The following is a 23913-nucleotide window of genomic DNA, read 5'->3' as shown; positions in this document are numbered from 1 at the left end:
CGTTTATCTCCCGCGATCTAAGAATTTGCTCTGGCGCGGGACCGCGATCTCGTCGAACCGATCGGTCAGAATGTCGAGCAGCAAGCTGCAATCGTATTCGCCGACGACGGGGACGCCATGCCCCGTCAGCGCGACATGCGGCCGCAGCTCGCGCAGCTCGGCCACGGACCGGCGCGCCGCCTCCCAGTCGGTCGTTAAGTACGCCGGCGGACCATGAATGGCGCTGCGCTGCATCAATACGCCGCCGAGCGATTCCTGCGCCACCGTGACGAACGCGTCGCCCGCGATCAACGTCCGATCCGAATCCCGGAACAACGAGATGTGGCCGTCGGTATGGCCCGGCGTCGCCACCCATCTCCACTCCGGCAACTCCGGCACGGAGCCGTCCGCGGGCAGCGGCTTCGCCCGGTCGCCGAGGTCGATCGCCTTCGTCGGGAACAAGACCGACAGCCGCGCCATGCCGCCCCCGCCTACCGTCGGATCCGGCCTCGGATACGCCGCCTTGCCTGTAATATGAGGCAGCTCTCTCTCATGCGCGTACACCGGCACGTCCCACTTCTTCGAAAGCTCCCGGACGGCGCCGACGTGGTCGAAGTGCGCGTGCGTCAGCACGATGCAGCTCGGCGCGCCTTCGTAGCCCAGCCACTCCTTCGCGTCCCGCTCGATCGCCTCCGCCGAGTACGGCAGTCCCGTATCCACGAGCGCCCACTCGCCGCTCTTCGCGCCCGGCCGGCCGATGAACGCCATATTGACGATCAGCAGCCTTTTCCAATACACATCCCTCGCTAATCGTTCCGCTCTCATGTCGCTCCCTGAACGCTCCCTTCGTCTGCTAAGCTGGTTTTACCGGATAGGTTGCCCACCGCAAGGCGGACTATGTTCCATCCGAGTGGGAATACTAGCGATAACCCACTGGAAAGCGAGTGAATGGCAATGCCGGAGGTCAAATGCGTCGTCAACACGTGCACTCACTATTTGTACGGGGATCGCTGCGGCGCGAAAAACATCGATATCCTGCATGAAGAGGAAACGATGATGTCCCAAGTCGTCGAACAGACGATGTGCAAGTCGTTCGTCCATGCGAGCAGCCTCGCCAATTATTTAGGCTCGGCGGACAACATCAACTTAGCCGGAACCGTCATGGGACTGGTCAATCCGGCGTACGCGGTCCATCCGTCCGTCGCCTGCACCGTCTCCTCCTGCGAATATTGGGGGGAAGGCGCCCACTGCGTCGCGAAGGCGATCGAAATTACGGGCCGCGACAGCAACGAATGCCAGGACACGAACTGTCAGACGTTCGAACGTCGGGAAGGAGCGTAACCGAAACCGATGGAATACGAGATGAAGGTGAAGGATCTGGACGAGGGCACGAATTATCCCGTGGACGTGTTGGCGGGCATGACGGGGCTCGGCTTCGATACGATCCGGCGGCTGGAGCGCGAGGGGAAGTTCTCGTTCAGCAACAATCGCGACGGACAACAAACGGTGAACGGCAAGGCGTTCCTCGATTGGGCGAAGTCGGTCGGGAATAAAATCGAAGTAGAGAAGACGGATTATACCCATTGACGGAAAACGAAAAACCTTCGTCCTTCGCGGCGCCTCCAAGAGGCGCGACCGCGATGGAACGAAGGTTTTTCTGTTTTTGACGCTTTGCAAGCATTCGCCCGGCGCTCGGAATTTCATCTTGACCTCGCCGTTTCGCAGATCAACTCGTACAACTGCTGCAGCGGCTCCCGCTTCGGCTCCCGCTCCATCGCTTCGACGTAACGGGCGCGGTTTACGTACAGTTCCCGGACGGCGCGCAGGAACGTCTCGCCGGTGAGCGTCTCCTCGGGCAGCACCTCGGCGATGCCGCGCGCGCGGAAGCTTTCCGCGTTCGCGATCTGATCGCCGCGGCTTTGCGAGAGCGGCAGCGGGATGAGCAGCATCGGCTTCTTCAACGCCAGGAATTCGAAGATCGAATTCGAGCCGGCGCGGGAGACGACGACGTCGGCCGCCGCCAGCAGGTCCGGCAGTTCGTCCGTCACGTATTCGAACTGACGGTACGCTCTTGTCGACGCCGAAGGATCGGCGTTGCCCTTCCCGCACAGATGCACGATTTGGAACGTCTCGGTCAGCGCGTCCAGCTCCTCGCGGATCGCGCGGTTAATCCGCTGCGAGCCGAGGCTGCCGCCCATGACGAGCAGCACCGGCTTCGTGCGGACGAAGTCGCACATCGCGAGACCGCGGACCGCTTCGCCGCGGAACAGCTCCTCCCGCACGACCGCTCCGATATGCACCGCCTTGTTCGGCGGCAGATGCTCCGCGGTATCCGGGAACGTCGTGCATACCTTCGTCGCCATCGGAATCGTCAGCTTGTTCGCGAGGCCCGGCGTAAAGTCGGATTCGTGAATGATCGACGGAATCCGGTTCAGCCAGGCTCCCGCGACGACCGGCACCGACACGAACCCTCCCTTGGAGAAGACGACGCTGGGCCGAATCGCGGTCATCAGCCGATACGACTGCCAGACGCCCTTCACGACGCGGAACGGGTCTTTCGCGTTGTTCCAATCCATATACCGGCGCAGCTTGCCGGTAGCGATGCCGTGGTACGTCGCTTGCGGAACGCCGGCGACGAGCTCTCGTTCGATGCCCCGCTCCGAACCGATATAATGCACGTCCCAGCCGTCGCGCAAAAACCTCGGCATCAAGGCTAAATTCACGGTCACATGGCCGGCCGTGCCGCCGCCGGTAAACACGATGGCGCGCTTCATCCGCCTCTTCAGCCTCCCCGTTTATCTTCGATGTTTCCGCTTCATCGCCGCTTGCAAGCGGGCGGACTCCTTACGAGCCGCATAGGCCGCCTCGGCTTCCATCTTGCGGTAGTTCCGGTACCGTCCTTCGGAGAGCGTGCCGGCTCGCAGCGCCTCGCGCACGGCGCAGCCCGGCTCCCGCTCGTGACGGCAGTCGCCGAACCGGCAGCCGCTCGCGACGGCGACGACGTCCTCGAACGTCTCCGACAGCCCCTGTCCGACGTCCCAGAGCTGAATCTCCCGCATACCCGGCGTGTCGATGAGCAGCCCGCCGGACGGCAGGGCGAACATCTCGCGATGCGTCGTCGTATGCCGGCCGCGGGCGTCGTCCTCGCGGATGCCCGCGACGGCGAGACGCGCTTCGCCGAGCAGCGCGTTCGCGAGCGTCGACTTGCCGACGCCGCTCGAGCCGAGCAGCGCCGCGGTGCGTCCGCGAGTCACGTAGGCGCGGATCGCATCCATGCCCTCGCCCGTCTCCGCCGAAACCGCGCATACCGGCACGCCGAGGCCGATCGCCTCCGCCTGCTCGAGGTAAGGCGCGGGGTCCGGACAGAGATCGGCCTTCGTCAAGACGATGACCGGATTCGCCCCGCTCTCCCAGGCGAGCAGCAAATACCGCTCCAACCGCCTCGGATTGAAGTCCAGATTCAGTGAGCTGACCAGGAACACCGTATCGACGTTGGCGGCGACGATCTGCTCCGTCGTCTCGCCGCCGGCCGTCTTGCGGGAAAACTTGCTCGTTCGCGGCAGCACGCCGTGAATCGTCGCTTTCCCTTCCTCGTCCCGCGCCGATACGGCGACCCAATCGCCCACGGCGGGCAAGTCGTCCCTCCCCAGCGCTTCGAATCGAAGCTTGCCGGACAGCTCGGCGAGCAGCTCTCCATTTTCCGTCCAGATGCGGTACATTCGCTTATGCTCCAGGGACACGCGCCCCGGAGTCCAACCTTTGGCGCGGGACGAGGCGAACGCCGCCTCCCGCGTTTCATTCCAACCGTATCGTTCCAATTCCGACATTCGGATCCTCCGTTATGATCGCTCGGAGGACGTACCGGCCGACGGAAGCTTCATATTATAGGGAACCGGCGAGTCCTCTTGCGCGAATCGATTGATGGGTTCTTGCCTTACCGACCGACGACGGGACGACGTTGACCGCGGAGCGGACAATTGCGAGATTCACCATAGTACATCACTCCTTCGGAAGCTTCCAAACATTACCCATTATAGGGCAACGGCGCCCGCCGCACAACGGCGGATTATTCGACCACGCCCGTCGTCTCGAGGATGACGCGAATGTCGCTCTCGAATTCCAGCTGCGGGTACATGTTCAACCACTCGTCCCATTCGGTCGCGTTGTTGAAATGCGTCGCGCGATAACGTAACCCGATCCCGAGCGGGTCGACGCTCGCCGCTTGAAATTTCTTTAACATCGCGAGCACCTCTTCGTTGATTTGCTTCTCGACCGCCCGCTCGTACTTGCCTAATTCTTTCGGTTCCACGGACTCGCTGGACGACTCGAGCGTGCTCAGCACCTTCCCCGTCACGATCACCCTCGGCTTTCCGCTCGTCTGAAGCTTATATTTCAGCTGAATTTCGTCCGCGTTGACCGTGAATACGTTCTCTTCCTGAATGACGCTTAACGTCGCCCGTTCCGCCCGGTGCAGCAGCATACTGAACATGCCGGTTTCCTGCGGACCGAGCTCCAGCGCCGCGCCTTTCATCGTCACCACGTACGCGCGCGAGATGTCGAATCGCTTCTCGGTCGATTCGACGATCGGCACGACCGGATCGATCCCCCTCTCGTGCAATCGGCGATGCAGGTCGAAGATATACTCGGTTATGATGTAAGGACTCTCCGTCCCCTCGTCTCCGAACGCCAGGAAGTACGAGTTCGAAGGGATCTTCTCGAACGACGGCTTGATGTCCTGCACGGTCGCCGCATCGGGTCGGGCGACGGCGACGAACGCGATCTTCTGGATGTCCCTCCTTCGGAAAAACCAATCCAGCGTCGGCTTCAATTCTTTCTTCGCCAACGACTCGCCGATGAAAATCATCTTCATATGCCCGAAGTCGAGCTCCTTGTCCACCTGCGTCTTCAACGACGCGACGGCCGTACCGATCGCGTCCGAATCCTTCTTGAGGATCAAGTACTCGTTCTTCGCCGCTTTCGGGTCCGCCTGGGGCAGCGCCAGCTTCAAAATCACCTCATATTTGTAGCCGTTCTTCCCTTCGTCGATTCCCATCGACACGACGAAAAATCGCTTTTCGATATCCTCGTACCCGTGAAACCCCGCGCCGGCGTACGCAAGCAGGAGGAGGACGAGCAGCGTCTTGACGATATTTTCGATTTTATATGCTTTCATCTCTGGTCCCTCTCCGCTGTCGACGCGTTCGGAGATAAGCGGCCCCGGCGAGGACGGCGAGCACCAACAACGTATTCGGCAGCTGCACCAGCATCCAGATGCGCGCGATCGTCCGCAAAAACCGAAGTCCGACGTTCAAGTCGATATAGATGGAAGCGAGCGAGATCGCGGCGAGCGCACAATACGGTACGACCACCTTCAACCAAGACGAACGAAAGCGCGGCATAGACGATTTGAGCAGGTCGAGCCCGATATGCCAGTACACGATGACCGAGATGACGCTGATCAGCACGTATAGCAGCAGGAAGAAGAAGAGCACACGTTCGATGAACCCGTATTGCAGACGAAGCGAATCCGCCGTGACGAACCACGGATACGTCCATTCCAATATGCCGTCGGCGCCGTGAAAGCCGATCGGCAGGAAGAACGTGATCAACAACGTGATGCTTCCCGTCAGCATCAACGCCGACAAATACCACATCCGCTTCGGTTTCGGCGAAATGACACGGTTAAAGACGCATAAACACATAAATCCGGAATACATGAACATCGAAGCGCAAAAGCTCATCAGCGAAGGCATGTCCAACGCATGAGTCGCTACCTCCATCATGCTGGAGACCAGTAAGCTGTCGCTGAAGATCGCCTTGCCGATGATGAAGGCGATGAACGGGACGGAAAGCAGCATAATGATTTCTAGCATATACAGTATTCTGTTCGACGGCATATTGGCGAACAGCACGACGACGATTAAGAAAAGCACTAACGCTTCCGCAGGAGCGAAATCCGGATTCATGAACCGCTTCGCCACCTCGGCAATGTATAGGAGGATGACGGAGCCGCATACGAACCAGAGGAAAGCTTGCAGCAATAAGAACGGCGCGCCGATCCATCTCGGCAGCGCGCCGCCGACGATTTCGGACAAGCCTTGATTCGGGAATCGGTCGAACAGTTTCACGAAGACGATCATCGCGACGGCGCCGATCGGAATCGAGAGCAGAATCGACGACACCGATCCATTGAACCGATCCTCGAACAAAAGGAGCGATACTTGGGAGACGATATTCGCTAGCATGTTCAAGGTGACGAGATAGACCAAATATCGGTTCATGAAATCCTCCTAGGCGCCCGGCTCGGGCTGTTGCTGCGTCGTCTTCACGTGTCTGTCGTCGTTTTCGAACAGCTTCAGGAACGGTTTGCCGAAGCTGTCCAAGGACACCAGGCAACCGATTAACAAAACCATCCCGAGGACGACGCCGATTAACCCGAACATCGTCGCGCAGATGAGGATAGCGTATTTCGCGACGCGGATCGCGAAGCTCATCGAGTTGATCGGAATGACGAAATTCGAAATCGCGACCGTTGCCACGATGATGATCATAATATTGCTGACGAGATTCGCTTCGGTCGCCGCCGTGCCCAAAATCAGACCGCCTACCGTCGTTGCCGTCGAACCGATCGACTTCGGCAGACGAATGGACGCTTCGACGAGCAGCTCCATCGCCAGCAGCATTAATAAGACTTCGACGAAGGCCGGATACGGAACGGGCACCCGGCTCCCCGCGATCGAAAGCGCCAGCTGTACCCGCAGCAGCTCTGGATTGTAAGCGGAAACGGCGACGTAAGAAGCGGGAAGCGTCAAGCTGATCAGAAGCGCCGCGTATCGAAGGACGATGAGAAACCGGCTGATGAAATACTGCTGGTAGAGATCCTCCATCGACGCGAAGAAATCGTAGAACGTCGACGGCGCGATCAGGGCGAACGGCGATCCTTCCATGAAGACGACGACCTTCCCTTGGGAGAGGTTGAGCGTCGCCCGGTCCGGCCGTTCCGTAATCATGAACCGAGGAAACAAGCTGCGCTTCGGCTCTCCGAGCAGCTGCACAAGCTGGCCGGAGGATTGGACGACGGCAAGCTGAGTCGCGCCGATTCGGCGCTTTACCTCGGCGATCAGCTTCGGATCCGCGGAGGTTCGGTCGTAGACGATCATGATCGACGTCCGCGAGAGCGTGCCGACCGTCGTCTTCTCCACTTGAAGCGACGCTTGATTGTAGCGTTGGCGCAGCAGCGTAATGTTCAGCCCAAGATCTTCGCTGAATGCATAAAGAGGTCCCTGAATGACGGTTTCGACCGTCGCTTCACGGACCGTGGCCAGCGGGAATTTCCGTACGTCGTAGACGAATACGTCCGACGCGTCGAAAACGATGGCGTAGCCGTCTGCTAAATACGAGAGCAGCTCCTTCTCCGACTTCGGAGCGACACGGTTCGGCAGACTCTCAATATACGACTTATAGTTCGTATACATCGATCGATCGTAAAACGGAATTACCCACGTATCGAACACTTTCTTCTCGTCGGCGACCGTAAGTATATACATAAGATCGATGCTCGAATGCTCCCGCTGCAACGTCTTATGTATGAAATCCGAAGTCCCTTTGAACTGCGCGGCGAGCTTTACCTTCAATTCCTCCATGGCTCCGATTCGGTCCCTCTCCCCCCGGTTTTCTAGATCTGGATTAGTATGGAGATCTAGGGGGTGGTTCATGCAATCGAAAAAAGACGACCCGAACGCATTCGGAGTCGTCTTATTTTATATATTCTATTCGTTGGTACTCGTCAGTCGCCGCAAGCGCCGCCGGCGGAAGCCGCCGTCGTCGCCGCATCTTCGACCGCGATTTTCTCGGACAGCGTATCGCGAATGAGGTTGAACACGAGCTGCAGCGTGTAGTTTAAGTCGGATTGCGACTGGCGGAATTGCGTCACGATCGGATAGTCGTCGAGCTGGTTTTGCAGTTCTTCGATTTCGGCTTCGATCTTCTTCACCATATCCGCGTTCTTGAACGTCGTCTCGAACGCGACGATTTCCTTCTGCTTCTTCTTGATCGCGGCGATCAATCGTTGGATATCCGGATGCTCGTTGACCCGCTTCTCCGCTTTGCGGAAGACGTCCGCTTCGTCGGACGACGACAGCAGCTCGGCGACTTCCTTCGCCTTCGCCATAATATCCTCTCGGACGAGCAGATCCTTCGTATGATAATGCTTCATCGGCTTGCCGTCGGCTTCCGCGCTGCACGCGTGCCCGGCATGTCCTTCATGCCGATACAGATGATGATGCGCCATGGGTGGGTTTCGCTCCTTCTATAACCTTCTATAAGTTGGCGACGGCCGGCGAATCGGTGCCCGCCAGTTCGCCCTTGATAAACCATGTCATCGGTTCGGTGACGGTCACCTTCGCGAACGTACCGATCAATTCTCGAGGACCTTGGAAGTGAACAAGCTTGTTCGACCGCGTCCGTCCCGACAGCATGTCGGCATTGTTCTTGCTGACGCCTTCGACGAGCACCTCCACCGTCTGTCCGCGCAGTCGTTCGTTCGCTTCGCGGCTGATTTCGTTCAGCGCGTCGTTCAGACGAATGAGCCGCGCCGACTTCTCCTCGGGAGGAATATCGTCAGCCATCCCGGCGGCCGGCGTTCCTTCCCGCGGGCTGTAGATGAACGTGTACGCCGAGTCGTAGCGCACTTCCTTGACGAGGGAAAGCGTGTCTTGGAACTGTTCCTCCGTCTCGCCCGGGAAGCCGACGATGATGTCCGTCGTCAGTACGACGTCCGGCATCGCCCGCTTGATTTTCGCGACGAGCTCGAGGTACTGCTCCCGCGAATATTTCCGGCTCATCTTCTTCAGGACGTCCGTATTTCCGGACTGCACCGGCAGGTGGATATGCTCGACGAGATTGCCGCCTTTGGCGAGAACCTCGATCAGGTGATCGTCGAAGTCGCGCGGATGCGACGTCGTGAACCGGATACGCGGAATATCGATCTTCCGGATGTCGTCCATCAAATCGCCGAACCGGTATTCGATGTCTTCGAAATCTTTGCCGTAAGCGTTGACGTTCTGCCCGAGCAGCGTAACTTCTTTATACCCTTGCCGCGCCAGCTCGCGCACTTCGGCGATGACGTCCTCCGGCCTTCGGCTGCGCTCCTTGCCTCGCGTATACGGCACGATGCAATATGTGCAAAACTTATCGCAGCCGTACATGATGTTAACCCATGCCTTCATGCCTTCGCGTTTCTTCGGCAGGTTCTCGACGATGTCGCCTTCCTTCGACCATACCTCGACGACCATCTCTTTGTCGAAATATGCGTCTTGCAGCAGCTTCGGCAGGCGGTGAATGTTATGCGTTCCGAAAATGAGGTCGACGTGCTGATGCTTCGTCAAGATACGCTGCACGACGCCTTCCTCTTGCGACATGCAGCCGCAGACGCCGAGAACGACATTCGGCTTCTCCATCTTCAGATGCTTAAGATGCCCCAGCTCTCCGAACACCTTATCCTCCGCGTTCTCGCGAATCGCGCAAGTATTCAGCAATATGACGTCGGCTTCCCGTTTATCCTCGGTCGACGTGAAGCCCATGGCTTCGAGCATGCCCTTCATCGTTTCGGTGTCGTGCTCGTTCATCTGACAGCCGTACGTCCGAATCATATACCGCTTATTCGCGCCGAACCGGGACATCTCGTCGGAAATCGAAAAGTCGTAGTGTACCCGAATCTCGTCCTTGCCGCGCTTCTTCGCGTCCGTGTAAGACGGCGCCTGAAAATATTTCGAATAATCCTTCGTCGTCATCGATTCTCACCTCAAGTGCCTGCTTGTAATCTATTGGAATGAATCGTATTCGTTGCATAAAGTCATTGAAACAATATTATAGCATAAAACGTTCCGAAACCTAAACCGCCGACCTATGAATTTCGGTTCGTTGGGTAATGATAACGGATAACTCTGGTTCCGGAGGTTCCTTATGAAAATATTTTTCGTGTACATCTTTCTATTTATCTTGATCATCGCGTTCGACATCGCGGTCGACCTCCTATCGGGCTTAAGTCTCCCGATGTCGATCCGCATCGTCGCGGAAGCGTTCTCGGCATCGACCGTTACGGAGAAGGCGCTCATCGCGCTGGCGCTGCCGGCGCCTGCCCTGCCTTCGCTCTATTCCCTGCTAAAAAATAAAAAACGGAATACGGCCGGCCGCGAATAGTACTTAATGGCCGATTCGTTTCCGTACAAGGTGAACCATCCATAAGAATGCCGGTATGATCGCGCACGCCGTCGACAATACATAGTTGATTCCCGTCTCGCCTTCTTCCGCATGACCCGGGAAGTTCCAAGCCGAAGTCATCGAGCCGAACAGCACGACGATCCCGACGGGAAGCGCTAATTTCCTTTCGTCTGACAGGTTGAACAGATCCGATGCGATGGCCATAACGGCGTAGCAGTGGACCGACATTTTGAAAAACACGCCGATGATCAGCGTCAGCAGCACCAGCGCATCCATCCGCTGCAGAAAATCCGCGATGTTGACCATGCTGATCGCCGTAAACAACGGGAACGTCGCGCGTTTATAAATGTCGGCTCCAAGCACGGCGACTTGGATCGCATGCGTGAAAGAGAGAAATGCGCCCGCAATGATCAGGGCGATGATACCCGACTTTCTTGCCAACGATGGTTTGTTCAGCAAGGGAAAGACGGTCGTGAACGCGATCGCTTCGCCGAACGGAAACAACCAAATATGGGGGTAAGCTCCGTGTAGGACGCTGCCCCAGCCTTCTCCCCGGATCGGCAGGAGGTTCTTCATGTCCACGATACCGGAGCATACGATCCCAAGAATACTGATCGCTCCCAAACAAAACAGGATGACGAAGTAAATTTGCCCCAGCCGATAAAACACTTCGACCCCTTTGCTCAATACGTAGATCACCGCCGTGATCATGACGAAGTGAATGACGAAGAGCGGCGTACGGTCGTAAGCCGCTGTCATGAGCAGATCGCCGGCTTCCCGCAAATTTCGGGAAGCCCCGAACAGAAAGAAGGCAAGATATAGAATGCAAATCGGAGTTCCGAACACCCGCCCGACGACGCGGCGGATATATCCGCTTAATATGTCCTTCGGAAATTCGCGGAGAAAATACGTATATAAAATATACAACGCGATTCCGCCCGGAAGCGCGAGCAGCGTGGACAGCCAAGTGCTCTGTCCCGCTTGCAGTCCGATCGGGATGACCAACGCGGTTCCGAATTCGAACAATACGATCATGGTCAACAGCTGACCCGGACTGATGACTTGCTTTTGTTCCACCGGTTTCCCCTCCCCCTTGTTCCGTTACCGGACCGCCCATCCGCTGCTAAAGATAAGACTTCGTTCTCATTCCCGTTCGTCGGATATACGCTTCCACCTCGATTTCGACCGAGGCGTCGGCGAACGTGTCCGCCCAATTCCGCTCCAACCGCTTCCATAGGGTCGGATACTTGCGATTCAACTCGTCCCCGAAACCGAAGACGTCGGTTTTCTCCTTTTGGGCGAGTTCGATCGCCTTTCGAATTTCCTGTTCCGTCTGGTTCGCCCACTCGTTTTGCAGTTGAAAGATCTTGTCGCGATTTTCGAGATCGATCGGGCAATGTATTTCGGTCACGCTGCCTTCTTCGCTGACGTGAATGCGATAGGCCGGTCGTCCGTTCCGCATCTCGACGCTTACGTCGGTGTACGAATACGTAAGCTCGATGGTCACCTTCTCGGGTTGACCGTCGCAGGCGATATCCATCGCCGTCCCTTTCATTTCATTTTTGACCCACAGCATGCCTCTAGCCGCTTTCCCGTCCGCCCACGTCTTCAATTTTCCGTCTTTGAACAAAGCGATCCCTTTCATTTCGATCGATGCCGGCAGTACGGTTCGCTCCGTGTTTTTCCGGGATTGCCCCGGTTCCGCGTCCCCGACGATCTCTACCCCGCTAATCGCGATTTCGCCTGGACCGGCCAGTCTTTTCACGACGTCCGCGACATCGACGTCTACGTTTTGGGCGTACTCGCCGGACGAGAATTCGATCCGTTTGGCGATGCCGACCGAAGGCATATTTTCTAACGGCGTGACGATGCTAAGGGCGGTCTCGGCGTCGATCCCTCTCGCGATGACGACGGGCGTATTGATTCGCAGTTCATGGGAACGATCGAACAGGTCGAACGTTTCCTTGATCCCGTCTTTAGCCAACTCCTCCCCTATGACGATCAACTGAATGTGGGAAAAAAACAGCTGACGCGGCACCTTCTGCGTCGATTTGCGCAAAGCGCTGAACAAGGAGTTGTCGACGCCCGCATACACCGTTACCGGCATCGCCTGCCCTCCGCCTCCTCCGCCTTGTTTGCCCATCGCGATCGCTCCGGGATTGACGATTTGGAACGACACCTTGTACGTATTTTCCTTTACGCCCTTATCGATCCCGATCCCGACCACGATCGCCAAATCCGTCAATTCCCGGCTGTTCCAGCATCCGGTCAGAACAAGCGGGGCGACGAGCAGGAGGACGACGAGCATCCTGTACGTTTTCATTCCGATCCCTTCCCTTGCGACTCGGACGGCTTCGTCGGTCCCGCGGGGGCGTCCTCGCGCGTAATATTTTTCGAACTGATCAAGCGGGGACGCGAAAACATCGCCTGAAACGGAAACCGAAAGATCGTGTCTTTCTGATCCTCTAAGACGAACGGCCCCAGCGGAGCCATATACGGAACCCCGAATGAACGCAGTCCGCACATATGCGCGAGGATAAAGATGCTTACGATCGCGATGCCATAAAAGCCTAGGAAGCCTGCGGAAATCATAATGACGAATCGCAGCAACCTGAAAGACAGCGCGATGTCGTACGACGGCGTGGAAAAGCTGGAGATCCCGGTGAGCGCGACCACGATCACCATCGCCGGGGAGATGAGCCCCGCTTCCACCGCCGCTTGTCCCAGGACGAGCGCGCCGACGATGGATACCGCTTGTCCGATGGCGCGCGGCATGCGAATGCCGGCCTCGCGCAAAATTTCGAAAGCGACTTCCATGATGAGCGCCTCGATGAACGCCGGGAACGGAACGCTCTCCCGCTGCGCGGCCAAGCTGACAAGCAGCAGCGTAGGAATCATCTCTTGGTGGAACGTAATCGCCGCGATATATATCGAGGGTCCGAATAACGAAATCAACAGCGACCCGTAGCGCAATAATCGAATCGCCGTCGCGACTTCCGGCCGCTGGTAGTAATCCTCCGTCGCCTGGAAAAACATAAAAAACGTAGCAGGGGTCAGCAGCACGAACGGCGTCCCGTCTACGAAAATCGCGATTCGTCCTTCCATCAGGTTTCCGACGACGGAGTCCGGGCGCTCCGTAGAGAAGATCGTCGGGAATACGGTTTTGCTTTCGTCCTGTATCAACTGCTCGATTTCGCCGGAGCCCGATACGAAGTCGATATCGATGCGTTCCAATCGCTTCTTCACTTCTTGAACGATCTTATCGTTCACGATATCTTTGACATACATCAAGGCGATCAACGTATTCCCTTGTTTGCCGACTTTCATCGATTCCACCCACAAGTGGGGACTTTTTAGTCTGCGCCGCACTAGGGCGACGTTCGTCCCGATCGATTCGGTGAACGCTTCCTTCGGACCGCGAATGACGACCTGCGAGGAAGGTTCGGTCACCTTCCGTTGATCCCCGCCCCTCGTGCCGCAAGCGACGGCATCGATCTGACCGTCCACAAGGATGAGCGTATCCCCGGATAACAAGGACAGAATGACCTCATCCCACTTCCGCACGACTTCGACTTGCCCGATGGTCAGGGCGTTCGAGCGGATGACGTCGAACAGCGCCTTGTCCTTGGTCATCCTCTCGATCGCGATTTCGTCCATCTCGATCATCAACGAGCGGATCACGAAATCATTGACGGTCTTCGTGTCCACCAACCCGTCCATATATACGACGGCGACCTGAATGTTCCCGCCGCCGATTTCGAATTGCCGGATGACAAGGTCCGAGCTGTTTCCGATCTCGACTTGAATTTGATGCAGCGTATCCGCCAGTTGGGGATTCAGAAGACGTTTGCCCGAGTGGTCGGATTGACTTTCCGGCCCTTGGCTTCGATAAACTTTTCCGAATGAAAACAAGACCGTCTCCCCCTAGGGCTGGAAAATATTACGCATATCATTCCACAAAGAGGAGGTTATTATTTACATAAAAAAAACGACCCCGTGGCGGGATCGCTCGAAATCAGACGCTGCTAAGGGATTAACGTCCCTTTCTCTCCGTTGCGGATGCCCGCGGCGTTCGCTTCGTCCGTGTCGATATGCATGTCTAAGGCGAATTGATCGGAGACGCGGCAGACGACGTTCGCGAACGTGACGGCTCGCTCGCCCTGCGTTTTCACGCTGACGATCTGCTTGTCCTTCACGTTCATCCGCGCCGCATCGTCCGTATGCAGATGTATGTGGCGGGACGCGACGATGACCCCGCGTTCGACCGTCACTTCGCCCTTCGGTCCGACGATCCGAATGCCCGGCGTCCCATCGATATTGCCGGACAACCGGACCGGCGCGTCGACGCCGAGCGCGAAGGCGTCGGTGCGGGAAATTTCCAGCTGCGTGTTTCCTCTCGCCGGTCCGAGAATGCGAACCTTGTCGAATCGTCCTTTCGGACCGACGACGGCCACCGTCTCTTCCGCCGCGAATTGTCCCGGCTGCGACAACGGCTTCAACGTTTTCAACTCGTATCCTTGGCCGAATAAGATGTCGATATGCTCCGGCGCCAAATGAATATGACGGGCGGAAACCCCGATCGGAATTTCGTACATGCTTGTCGTCCTCCTCGATCCTTGCGGTGTGATTTATTCCCTTTTCCATCCAATCATAGCCTTGTTCAGTATTCCATGCAAACGAAAAGAGCATACGGGAAGCCCCCGCATGCTCGCGTTCGTTGTGATCTATTTAACGGAATTCCGCGACAAGCTTCGCGAACTGCTCTTCCGTAATCGTCAGATCTTGCTTCGCAAGGCCTTCCGGCTTGAAGCCCTTGACCAAGGCCTCGTAAGGCTTCTTGCTCTTATCTTGATAGATCAGGCCGCACAGCATGCTGTTCGTCTCCATGATTTTCGTCATGGCCGCGATCCGGTTGGACGGATCGTAGTCGGACTGCTCGTCGAGATCGACGATGTGCTCCTTGAACCAGTCGTACGTATTGATCTTGTTGAACGTAACGCAAGGGCTGAATACGTTGACGATCGAGAAGCCTTCGTGCTTGATCGCTTCTTCGATAAGCGCCGTCAGCTGCTTGATGTTGCTGGAGAACGACTGCGCCACGAACGTCGCGCCGGCGGACAACGCGATCTCGAGCGGGCTGAGCGTGCCTTCGATCGAGCCTTCCGGCGTCGACTTCGTCTTGAAGCCTTCCGCGCTTCGCGGCGACGTCTGACCCTTCGTTAAACCATAAATTTGGTTGTCCATAACGATGTACGTCACGTTCATGTTGCGGCGAATCGCATGCACCGTGTGACCGAGACCGATCGCGAAGCCGTCGCCGTCGCCGCCGGACGCGATGACCGTCAACTCGCGGTTCGCCATCTTAAGGCCTTGGGCGATCGGCAGCGCGCGGCCGTGGATGCCGTGGAAGCCGTAAGCGTTAATGTAACCGGAGATGCGTCCGGAACAACCGATGCCGGAGACGACCGCAAGGCTATCCGGCTCGAGGCCGACGTTCGCGGCGGCGCGTTGGATCGCGGCTTGTACCGAGAAGTCTCCGCAGCCCGGGCACCAGTTCGGTTTGATGTTGTTACGGAAGTCTTTAAATGTTGCCATGGCTTATAACAACTCCTTGCAGCCGGTGTGAATTTCGGAAGGCAGGAACGGCGTCCCGTCGTATTTCAGGAAGTTCTTCACTTTGTTCGCATGACCGACGCGCAGCTTCAGCTGATCCGCCAGCTGGCCTGTCGCGTTGTTTTCGACGATGACGACCGTCTTCGCCTTCTCGACGTACGGCGCAACGAGTTCGGTCGGGAACGGGAACAGCTGGCGAACCGTCATGTGGTTCGACTTGATGCCGTCCTTCGTCAGACGCTCGCGCGCTTCGTCGATCGTGCCGCCGATGGAGCTCATGCCGACGATCAGAACGTCCGGCTCTTCGTGCGGCGCATCGATATGGATCGGGTTCGTGATCCGTACGCTCTCGAGCTTCTTCAATCGCTTATCCATCATCTTCTTGCGGTTGATCGGGCTTTCGGACGGACGGCCTTCTTGGTCGTGCTCGACGCCCGTCACGTGGTGGATGCCGTTCTTCATGCCCGGCAGGACGCGCGGCGATACGCCGTCTTCCGTAAACTCGTACCGCTTGAACAGTTTGTTTTCTTCCAGCTGCGGCAGCTCGCCGGTTTGCAGCGCACCGCGGTCGATCTTAATTTTATCGAGCTCGAGGTTTTCCGCGGTTTGCTTGCCGAGAGACAGCTGCAGGTCGGTTACGATGATGACCGGGCATTGGAACTTCTCCGCCAGGTTGAACGCTTCGATCGCATCGTAGAAGCACTCTTCGACCGTGCTCGGCGCGATGACGATCTTCGGAATTTCCCCGTGCGTGCCGTAGATCATCGCGTTGATGTCGGACTGCTCCTGCTTCGTCGGAAGGCCGGTGGACGGTCCGCCGCGCTGCGTGTCGACGATGACGACCGGCGTCTCGGTCATGCCGGCGAGGCCGATCGCTTCCATCATGAGCGACAAACCCGGGCCCGCCGAAGCGGTCAACGTACGCACGCCGCCGTAGTTGGCGCCGATGGCCATCGTGACGGCCGCGATCTCGTCTTCCGTCTGAATGACGGTGCCGCCGAACTTCGGCAGCGTCTTAACGAGGTATTCCATGATTTCGGAAGCCGGCGTTATCGGGTAAGCCGGCATGAAGCGGCATCCGCCGACGACGGCGCCGAGGCCGATCGCGTCGTTGCCGATCATGAACAGCTTCGCTTGGCCGTCGGAAGGCTCCAGCTGGAAATCCGCGAGCGAACCGCCCGCCAGCTCGAGAACGAATTCCGCGCCGCGGCGTACCGCTTCGACGTTCTTCTCGACGATCGCCGGACCTTTGCGTCCGAACTCTTCTTCTACCGCTTTATTGAACACCTCGAGCGGCAATCCGAGCAGCGCCCAGGATGCGCCGGAAGCGACCATGTTCTTAAACAGAGATGTGCCAAGCTCTTCCGCGATCGAGGTGATCGGGACCGGGAACAATCTTGCATCGATGCCTTCCGGCACCGTCGGATTGAATTTCGCGTCGGCCACGATGACGCCGCCCTTGCGCAATTCATGGGAGTTCAGATCGATCGTCTCTTGGTCGAACGCGACGAGGATGTCGAGATCGTCCGAAATCGCGCGAATCGCCTTCGTAGAAATCCGAATCTTGTTGTTGGTATGTCCGCCCTTGATTCGGGAAGAGAAGTGACGATATCCGTACAAGTAATACCCGAGCCGGTTGAGCGCAGTCGAGAAAATACGGTCGGTACTTTCAACGCCTTCCCCTTGTTGTCCGCCGATTTTCCATGACAATTGGCTAATCAAGAAAGTCCACTCCTTTGGAGGCCGAAAAATAGTGACGTTCGAAGTGAAACCATGAAAATCAGTTTCATATGTCAGTAGTTAGTTTATGATGCCGCCATATAAAAAGCAAGAGCTTTCAAGCATCTCGAAAGATAGTATTTTTCGATTGTATCCATACCGTTTCGAGATGGGTTGCAGCGGCGGGCATTCCGGATTACATGAAGCGCCCTTGATAATAGGATAACCAATTTCGCCGCAGAAAGCCCTCTACTTGCTCGGAAGTGTAATTTTTTTCGAGCCGTTCCGCCAACGTCTCGTACCCGCCCGGATGCTCCAGCCCTTTCACCCACGTCTCGATCCCGTCGAAGTCCGAACCGAAGCCGACATGATCCGCCCCGCCTAAGCCGCAGACGTAATCGAGATGACGCAGCACGTCGTCGATTCCGGCTTCGCGGCCGTCGCTGCGGAGGAAATACGGGACGAACGTGATGCCGATGCGGCCGTTCGCCGCGATCAGCGCTCGAATCTGGTCGTTGGACAGATTACGGGGATGGTCGCAGAGCGACTTCGCGTTGGAATGCGAAGCGATCGGCGCGTGCCGCGACGTCTCGAGAACGTCCCAGAACCCCTTCACCGACAAGTGAGAGACGTCGAGCGTCATGCCCAGCCGATCGCATTCGGCGACCAGTCGTCGGCCCGCCGCCGTCAGCCCGCCGCCTCTCGGCTCTCGGACGCCGTCCGCGGCCCAGTTCGCGACATTCCATGTCACGCCGAGCGTCCGCACGCCGAGCGCGTACGCGATGCGAAGGTACGCCAGATTCCCCTCCAGCGCATCGGCGCCTTCCATCGTCAGCATCGCGCCGATTCTCGTCTCCCCCGGTCGCATCAGCGTCTCGATGTCCTGCTTCGAACGAATCGGCAGGATGTCGGGCCTGGACGCGATGCGCTGTTCGAACGCGTCGACGCTCGCCAACACCGCGTCGAACGGCCTCCCCTTCCACGCTTCAGGGACGTAGATGGCGAACGCTTGCAGCTGGACGCCCCCCTCCTTCAACCGTTTCGCGGTGACGTCCAGGCGCCGGTCGTCCTCGAATCGGATGTCCGAGGCAAGAATCATTTTGCTCAATGCGTCGCAATGCAAATCCCAACGTTTCATCTCGAATCGCCCCTTCCTCAACCCTTGGTTTGGACAAAAGAAAAAGCCTCTCAGGGAGGCCATGCGAGCGGAAACGCGTTATGAAGGCGGGACGCCGACGTCCCGGGATGAACGAGGTTCGAATTACCGCGGTTCGACGATCAGCTTGATCGCCGTCCGGTCTTCCCCGTCGATGACGATGTCGGTGAATGCCGGGATGCAGATCAGGTCGACGCCGCTCGGCGCCACGAAGCCCCTGGCGATCGCGACCGCCTTGATCGCTTGATTCAGCGCTCCCGCGCCGATCGCTTGCAACTCCGCTCCTCCCCGCTCTCGCAACACCCCTGCCAATGCGCCTGCCACCGAGTTCGGATTCGATTTCGCTGATACTTTTAATACTTCCATGAATTGGACCTCCTCGGGAAAGCTTCACTCATTCCGGTATTCATGTATATTCGCATGACTTCGGAATCATTCCACCCGAGGAGGCTTGTTCTGGGTTTCCTCTTAATTTATCTAACAATTCAGAATAGTTCCACATGGAACAATGGCTTAGAACATCTTAAACTCGCCCTCGTAAATACGGATCGTCTTGATCGATTTCGCCTTGCCCGTCGACTCGTCGATGTCGATCACGACGCCGTGGAATTGGTATTTCCCTTCGGCGGCCGCGAACCGAACCGGCAGCTGCGTCAGAAATTTCGTCAAGACGGCTTCCCGTTCCATGCCGAGGATTCCCTCTCTCGACCCCGTCATGCCGACGTCCGTAATGTACGCCGTGCCGTTCGGCAGCAGCTGCTCGTCGTTCGTCTGCACATGCGTATGCGTCCCGACGACCGCGGACGCCTTGCCGTCCAAATACCAACCGACCGCCAGCTTCTCGGACGTCGCTTCCGCGTGAACGTCGACGAGCGTCGCGACCGGACGCTTCTTCGACTTGTCGAACAGCTTGTCGAGCGTTCGGAACGGGCAGTCGAGCGGCGGCAGGAAGGCGCGCCCCATCACGTTGATCAGCAGCAGCTCCTTCCCGTTCGCCTTCAGCGTCACGCTGCCTTGACCGGGCGTTCCCGGCGGGAAGTTGGCCGGCCGGATGAGCCTCGGCTCCTTATCGATAAACTCGAAGATATCTTTATTGTCCCACGTATGGTTGCCCATGGAGATGCCATGCACGCCCAGCTCGAAAAATTCGTTCGCGATCGCGCCCGTAATCCCCTTGCCGCCTGCGGCGTTCTCGCCGTTCACGACGATGAAATCCGGCTTATGCGTTTGCTTCAGCGCCGGCAAATTTTCCTTCAGCGCCCGCCGGCCCGTAGATCCGACGATATCGCCGATAAACAGTACTTTCACGTTCGTCCCCAGCTCCTTTTCGTGCGCGACTGTCGCGAAACAGGAACGGCTGTCCCAGTCGGAATGCACCGGGACAGCCGCCATGTCATTATTATTTTGCGTATTCCACCGCGCGGGTTTCGCGAATGACCGTGACCTTAATATGCCCCGGATAATCGAGTTCGTTCTCGATTTTCTTCGTGATGTCCCGCGCCAGACGGAACGATTCCGCATCGTCGATGCGCTCCGGCTGCACCATGACGCGAATTTCGCGTCCGGCTTGAATCGCGTACGACTTCTCGACGCCTTCGAACGACTCCGAGATTTCCTCGAGACGCTGCAGACGCTTGATGTACGTCTCCAACGTTTCGCGGCGCGCTCCCGGTCTTGCCGCGGACAATGCGTCCGCCGCGCCGACGAGCATCGCGATGACCGACGTCGCTTCCGTATCGCCGTGATGCGATGCGATACTGTTGACGACGACCGGATGCTCCTTGTATTTCTTGCCGATCTCGACGCCGATTTCGACGTGGGAGCCTTCGACCTCGTGGTCGAGCGCCTTCCCGATATCGTGCAGCAAGCCCGCGCGCTTCGCGAGGGTGATGTCCTCGCCCAGCTCTCCGGCCATGAGGCCGGCCAAGTAGGCGACTTCCATCGAGTGCTTCAGCACGTTCTGGCCGTAGCTTGTACGGAACTTCAAGCGGCCCAAGATCTTGATCAAATCCGGGTGCAGCCCGTGAACGCCGACCTCGAACGTCGCTTGCTCGCCGTATTCGCGAATCCGCTCGTCCACTTCCTTGCGGGATTTCTCCACCATCTCTTCGATCCGAGCCGGGTGGATTCGTCCGTCCGCGACGAGCTTCTCGAGCGCGTTGCGAGCGATCTCTCTGCGAATCGGATCGAAGCCCGACAAGATGACGGCCTCCGGCGTATCGTCGATAATGAGATCGATGCCCGTCAGCGTCTCGAGCGCGCGAATGTTGCGGCCTTCGCGACCGATGATGCGGCCTTTCATCTCCTCGTTCGGCAGCGCGACGACGGATACCGTCGTCTCCGCGACGTGGTCCGCCGCGCAGCGCTGGATCGACAAGGTGATGATTTCCCGCGCCTTCTTGTCCGCTTCTTCTTTCGCCTGCTGTTCGATTTCCTTCATCAGCTGAGCCGCTTCGAGTCGCACTTCGCTCTCGACGTTGCTCAGAATCATCTGCTTCGCATCTTCCTGCGTCAAGCCGGAGATGCGCTCCAGTTCCTCGACTTGCTTGCGATAGAGAGCGTCGATCTGTTGTTGCGTCTCTTCTACGCGCTTCTCTTTGTTGGCAAGCTGCTCTTCTTTACGCTCTAAAGAATCGAGTTTCTTATCCAGCGTTTCCTCTTTCTGCTGTAACCTTCGTTCCTGTCGTTGCGTTTCGTTGCGACGTTCGCGAATGTCTCGTTCGGCTTCGGAGCGAAGCTTATGGATTTCGTCTTTCGCTTCCAGGACCGCTTCTTTCTTCAGCGCCTCGGCTTCTTTCGAAGCGTTATCGAGAATATTCCGAGCCGCCTCCTCCGCACTTGAGATTTTGGCTTCGGCAATGGACTTGCGAATAAGGTAACCGATCCCAAAGCATGCTGCGCCAACAAGGAGAGCGATAATGAGGGTGACCCACCAGTAGGTCATCTAGTTCACCTCCCCGTTGCCACACAACGATTGAGCTTATCCTTCGAGGCCCAACGATGTGTTCTTTTTTAGTTGTAGTTGCGTTCGCTTTGACATTGCAGTTCTCTCTTCTCGCGCGTTCCGTAAAGAATTGGCGAAAATGAAAATTGAATATACCATTTCATTGTAGCTTTCACTAAAGAAAATTGTCAAGCAACGACTATTCCCATGCCCAGTCCTCTTCCTCGGCGCCGGTCGGCTCGTTCGCCGTCGCCTCTCGCACCGCTTCCCGGACCGCGGCCGCGGAGAAGCCTCGCCGAGCCAAGTACGCGTATAGCTTCCGTTTCGCGGCGACGCGATCCTCTTGTCCGGACAACGTCTTCCACCGCTTGCGCGCGACCGACGTCGCGGACGCCTTCTCCTCCTCGGGGTCGATGTCTCCTACCGCTTCTTGGACGGTAGCTTTGGCGACGCCCTTCTGCAGCAGCTCCTGCTTGATCCACTGCTTGCCCTTGCCCTGGCGCTGCAGCCGCTCCTCCGCCAGCGACCGGCTGAACCGTTCGTCGTCTACGTACCGCTGCTCGGTCAGCCGCCTCACGCAGTCGTCGATCGTAGACGGTTCGTATTCCTTGCGGGTCAGGTACGTCCGGATTTCCTTCTCGGTTCGCGGACGGTTGCCGAGCCAACGTACGGCCTTCACGTACGCGTCTTGGCGTTCTTCGTCCCGCAGCACCTCTTCCAGCCGGTCCGGCGGCACGGACTGCCCCTTGAACAAGCGGTGCCGCATCAAGACATCCTCATGGACCGCGAAGGCGAACTCGTCGTCGATGAACACGTTATATCGATGCTGCTGTTTCTTCTGCTTCTCTACCGATGTAATGACGCCTTGACGTTCCACTCGTCTCTTCCTCCTTACGCAACCGAAAACCGGCACCCGACGTTGGCCGGGTGCCGGTGCGTAATGTACTTATGACGCTACTATTCTATAACGAATCTTACGCTTCCGCTTCCTCGTCGAAATCGTCGTCGTCATCGCCGCTGGATATTCCGGCAGGCAGCCCCGGAGCGACGACCGTCGCTTCGCGTACCTTCTTCTCGATAGATTCCGCGATCTTCGGATTGTCCTTCAAGAATTGTTTCGCATTCTCCCGTCCTTGACCGAGGCGTTCGCCGTCGAACGAGAACCATGCGCCGCTCTTCTGTACGATATCGAGCTCCGTCCCGATATCGATGATGCTGCCCTCTCTCGAGATGCCTTCGCCGTACATGATATCGATCTCCGCTTGCTTGAACGGCGGAGCGACTTTATTCTTCACGACCTTGATCCGCGTGCGGTTACCGACCATGTCGTTGCCTTGCTTGATCGTCTCGATCCGTCGAACTTCTAAACGGACGGAGGAGTAGAACTTCAATGCGCGGCCGCCCGGCGTCGTCTCCGGGTTGCCGAACATGACGCCGACCTTCTCGCGAAGCTGGTTGATGAAGATCGCGATCGTCTTGGACTTGCTGATCGCGCCGGACAGCTTTCGAAGCGCCTGCGACATGAGACGCGCTTGCAAGCCTACGTGAGAATCGCCCATCTCGCCTTCGATCTCGGCCTTCGGCACGAGCGCCGCGACGGAGTCGATGACGATAATGTCGACGGCGCCGCTGCGAACGAGCGCTTCGGCGATCTCGAGCGCCTGCTCGCCCGTATCCGGCTGGGAAAGAAGCAGCTCGTCGATGTTGATGCCGAGCTTCGAAGCGTACACCGGATCGAGCGCATGCTCGGCGTCGATGAAGGCGGCTTGTCCGCCTCTCTTCTGTACTTCCGCGATCGCATGCAGCGCGACCGTCGTCTTACCGGACGATTCCGGTCCGTAAATCTCGATGATTCGGCCCCGCGGGAAGCCGCCTACCCCGAGCGATATATCAAGCGCGAGCGATCCGCTGGACACGGTCTCGACTTGCATATGCGCGCTTTCTCCAAGCTTCATGATTGAACCCTTGCCGAATTGTTTCTCGATCTGGCGGAGCGCCATCTCTAATGCGGCTTTCCGATCGCTCACAATGAACACTTCCTTTTCTCTGATAATTGTATGATACCTTCTTTTTGTCTCCTTGCCAACCATTTTTTCGAACATACATTCGACTTTTTTTCCGATTCGCGTCGATGTCGGCGTCCGCTTCCATATCGCTTGCCCGCTGTCGACGCCGCTTCACGCATCCCCGGCCGGAGGACGCAAAAAAACCGCGGCAAATCACGATTCGCCACGGTTCTTCCGTACCCCCATCATACCCCGAGCGCCGCCGGTTTGGCAAG

Annotated in this window: 23 protein-coding genes; 3 read left to right on the top strand and 20 right to left on the bottom strand. The window is 57.7% G+C overall.

Features of this window, described 5'->3' with window-relative positions; translation table 11 throughout:
- Positions 1-3: 3 nt before the first annotated feature.
- A complete protein-coding gene (locus FE782_RS09970; protein WP_138193948.1) occupies positions 4-804 on the bottom strand; it encodes an MBL fold metallo-hydrolase in 801 nt (266 codons plus the stop codon).
- Between the two features lie 129 nt (positions 805-933).
- Between FE782_RS09970 and FE782_RS09965 the strand changes: the two genes are divergently transcribed.
- Positions 934-1320 (top strand): DUF1540 domain-containing protein, encoded by a 387-nt coding sequence (locus FE782_RS09965; protein ID WP_238392410.1) that lies wholly within the window; start codon positions 934-936, stop codon positions 1318-1320.
- A 9-nt stretch (positions 1321-1329) separates the two neighbouring features.
- Positions 1330-1566 (top strand): hypothetical protein, encoded by a 237-nt coding sequence (locus FE782_RS09960; RefSeq protein ID WP_138193946.1) that lies wholly within the window; start codon positions 1330-1332, stop codon positions 1564-1566.
- Between the two features lie 113 nt (positions 1567-1679).
- Here the strand turns inward: FE782_RS09960 and murG are convergent, their stop codons facing one another.
- From murG to miaB, 7 genes are all read right to left on the bottom strand, one after another.
- Entirely contained in the window at positions 1680-2753 is a 1074-nt protein-coding gene (murG, locus tag FE782_RS09955; protein WP_138193945.1) for an undecaprenyldiphospho-muramoylpentapeptide beta-N-acetylglucosaminyltransferase, read from the bottom strand.
- Between the two features lie 21 nt (positions 2754-2774).
- Complete coding sequence (rsgA, locus tag FE782_RS09950) at positions 2775-3806, bottom strand: ribosome small subunit-dependent GTPase A (protein ID WP_138193944.1); 1032 nt, start codon at positions 3804-3806, stop codon at positions 2775-2777.
- A 239-nt stretch (positions 3807-4045) separates the two neighbouring features.
- Complete coding sequence (locus FE782_RS09945) at positions 4046-5152, bottom strand: Ger(x)C family spore germination protein (RefSeq protein WP_138193943.1); 1107 nt, start codon at positions 5150-5152, stop codon at positions 4046-4048.
- On the bottom strand, positions 5139-6260 hold the full coding sequence (locus FE782_RS09940) for a GerAB/ArcD/ProY family transporter (RefSeq protein ID WP_138193942.1): 1122 nt from the start codon (positions 6258-6260) through the stop codon (positions 5139-5141). The genes FE782_RS09945 and FE782_RS09940 overlap by 14 nt, the downstream gene beginning before the upstream one ends.
- 9 nt (positions 6261-6269) lie before the next feature.
- Positions 6270-7622 (bottom strand): spore germination protein, encoded by a 1353-nt coding sequence (locus FE782_RS09935; RefSeq protein ID WP_158299327.1) that lies wholly within the window; start codon positions 7620-7622, stop codon positions 6270-6272.
- 143 nt (positions 7623-7765) lie between these two features.
- Entirely contained in the window at positions 7766-8194 is a 429-nt protein-coding gene (locus FE782_RS09930; protein ID WP_138194177.1) for a YlbF/YmcA family competence regulator, read from the bottom strand.
- Positions 8195-8297: 103 nt separating this feature from the next.
- Positions 8298-9770 (bottom strand): tRNA (N6-isopentenyl adenosine(37)-C2)-methylthiotransferase MiaB, encoded by a 1473-nt coding sequence (gene miaB / locus FE782_RS09925; protein WP_138193940.1) that lies wholly within the window; start codon positions 9768-9770, stop codon positions 8298-8300.
- 172 nt (positions 9771-9942) lie between these two features.
- Here miaB and FE782_RS09920 point away from each other — a divergent pair, with 172 nt between their 5' ends.
- Entirely contained in the window at positions 9943-10179 is a 237-nt protein-coding gene (locus FE782_RS09920; RefSeq protein WP_138193939.1) for a YczF family membrane protein, read from the top strand.
- Positions 10180-10182: 3 nt separating this feature from the next.
- Here the strand turns inward: FE782_RS09920 and FE782_RS09915 are convergent, their stop codons facing one another.
- From FE782_RS09915 to recA, 12 genes are all read right to left on the bottom strand, one after another.
- Complete coding sequence (locus FE782_RS09915; protein ID WP_138193938.1) at positions 10183-11277, bottom strand: GerAB/ArcD/ProY family transporter; 1095 nt, start codon at positions 11275-11277, stop codon at positions 10183-10185.
- A gap of 46 nt (positions 11278-11323) precedes the next feature.
- Entirely contained in the window at positions 11324-12523 is a 1200-nt protein-coding gene (locus FE782_RS09910) for a Ger(x)C family spore germination protein (protein WP_138193937.1), read from the bottom strand.
- Positions 12520-14112 carry a spore germination protein gene (locus tag FE782_RS09905; RefSeq protein ID WP_138193936.1) on the bottom strand — a complete coding sequence of 531 codons (1593 nt, stop codon included), beginning with the start codon at positions 14110-14112 and terminating at the stop codon, positions 12520-12522. The genes FE782_RS09910 and FE782_RS09905 overlap by 4 nt, the downstream gene beginning before the upstream one ends.
- 113 nt (positions 14113-14225) lie before the next feature.
- On the bottom strand, positions 14226-14795 hold the full coding sequence (gene pduL, locus FE782_RS09900) for a phosphate propanoyltransferase (protein ID WP_138193935.1): 570 nt from the start codon (positions 14793-14795) through the stop codon (positions 14226-14228).
- 133 nt (positions 14796-14928) lie between these two features.
- The gene (locus FE782_RS09895) at positions 14929-15795 is read right to left on the bottom strand and encodes a 2-oxoacid:ferredoxin oxidoreductase subunit beta (RefSeq protein WP_138193934.1); all 867 of its coding nucleotides are present in this window, start codon (positions 15793-15795) and stop codon (positions 14929-14931) included.
- A 3-nt stretch (positions 15796-15798) separates the two neighbouring features.
- A complete protein-coding gene (locus FE782_RS09890) occupies positions 15799-17535 on the bottom strand; it encodes a 2-oxoacid:acceptor oxidoreductase subunit alpha (RefSeq protein ID WP_138193933.1) in 1737 nt (578 codons plus the stop codon).
- 193 nt (positions 17536-17728) lie between these two features.
- On the bottom strand, positions 17729-18670 hold the full coding sequence (locus FE782_RS09885; RefSeq protein WP_138193932.1) for a dipeptidase: 942 nt from the start codon (positions 18668-18670) through the stop codon (positions 17729-17731).
- 123 nt (positions 18671-18793) lie between these two features.
- Positions 18794-19054, bottom strand: a complete 261-nt coding sequence (locus FE782_RS09880) for a stage V sporulation protein S (RefSeq protein ID WP_006211249.1) — start codon at positions 19052-19054, stop codon at positions 18794-18796.
- A gap of 147 nt (positions 19055-19201) precedes the next feature.
- Complete coding sequence (locus FE782_RS09875) at positions 19202-19996, bottom strand: TIGR00282 family metallophosphoesterase (protein ID WP_138193931.1); 795 nt, start codon at positions 19994-19996, stop codon at positions 19202-19204.
- Positions 19997-20087: 91 nt separating this feature from the next.
- Entirely contained in the window at positions 20088-21632 is a 1545-nt protein-coding gene (gene rny / locus FE782_RS09870) for a ribonuclease Y (RefSeq protein WP_138193930.1), read from the bottom strand.
- A gap of 199 nt (positions 21633-21831) precedes the next feature.
- The gene (locus FE782_RS09865; protein ID WP_138193929.1) at positions 21832-22509 is read right to left on the bottom strand and encodes a RecX family transcriptional regulator; all 678 of its coding nucleotides are present in this window, start codon (positions 22507-22509) and stop codon (positions 21832-21834) included.
- Positions 22510-22606: 97 nt separating this feature from the next.
- The gene (gene recA, locus FE782_RS09860; protein ID WP_138193928.1) at positions 22607-23659 is read right to left on the bottom strand and encodes a recombinase RecA; all 1053 of its coding nucleotides are present in this window, start codon (positions 23657-23659) and stop codon (positions 22607-22609) included.
- Positions 23660-23913: the final 254 nt, after the last annotated feature.

It is taken from the genome of Paenibacillus antri, from assembly GCF_005765165.1.
GTDB classification, from domain to species: Bacteria; Bacillota; Bacilli; order Paenibacillales; family YIM-B00363; genus Paenibacillus_AE; species Paenibacillus_AE antri.
The sequence above is the reverse complement of the archived record's forward strand: the minus strand, read 5'-3'. Positions and strand labels throughout refer to the sequence as shown.